Source organism: Oleiphilus sp. HI0067, assembly GCF_001635735.1.
This window is the reverse complement of the sequence record NZ_LWFI01001710.1, coordinates 1-778: the sequence shown is the minus strand read 5'-3', so window position 1 is coordinate 778 and position 778 is coordinate 1. Positions and strand designations below refer to the sequence as shown.

1 protein-coding gene is annotated in these 778 nt (G+C 45.2%); it reads right to left on the bottom strand.

The genetic code is table 11. The annotated features are described in order from the left end of the window. A partial coding sequence (locus tag A3739_RS27230; protein WP_255376800.1) for a TRCF domain-containing protein occupies positions 1-778 on the bottom strand: 778 nt, incomplete at both ends.

The following is a 778-nucleotide window of genomic DNA, read 5'->3' as shown; positions in this document are numbered from 1 at the left end:
ATGTTAATGGGTCAATGTCGGTTGTTTTGCCAAACTCTAACGACCCACTAGTTGCACCCGCATCGACCTTCACAATGCCAAGCTTCTCTGCTTGGAGTTTCAATTCTGTCTGACGTAATAAGTTTTTGCTCGGTTCGGGTAACAAACCAAAGCGATCGATCATTTCGATTTGCAAGTCTTTCAATTCGTCATTGTTTTTACAGCTAGAGATGCGTTTGTAGAGCACAAGTCGTGAATGCACGTCAGGCAAGTAATCATCTGGTATCAATGCAGGTATTCGAAGATTTACCTCTGTACCATGCATCGCTTCTTCTATATTAAGCTCTTTGCCATCTTGAAGTGATTGAACAGCCTGCTCTAGAAGCTCCATGTACAGAGAGAAGCCAACACTTTGAATTTGCCCGCTTTGCTCTTCGCCCAGCAATTCACCTGCGCCTCTTATCTCTAAGTCGTGCGTTGCTAGCATAAAGCCAGAGCCCAATTCTTGAGCTGCTGTAATCGCTTCTAAACGTTTTTCAGCATCGCGAGTCAGTCGTTTTTCTGCTGGCGTCAATAAATATGCATAAGCCTGATGATGAGATCGACCTACGCGCCCGCGCAATTGATGAAGTTGAGCTAGGCCAAACTTATCTGAGCGGTCGATGATTATGGTGTTTGCATTTGGAATATCGATGCCCGTTTCAATGATTGTTGAGGAAACGAGAACATTGAAGCGTTGGTGGTAGAAGTCTGACATTGCTTGCTCAAGCTCGCGCTCACGCATTTGCCCATGTGCGAA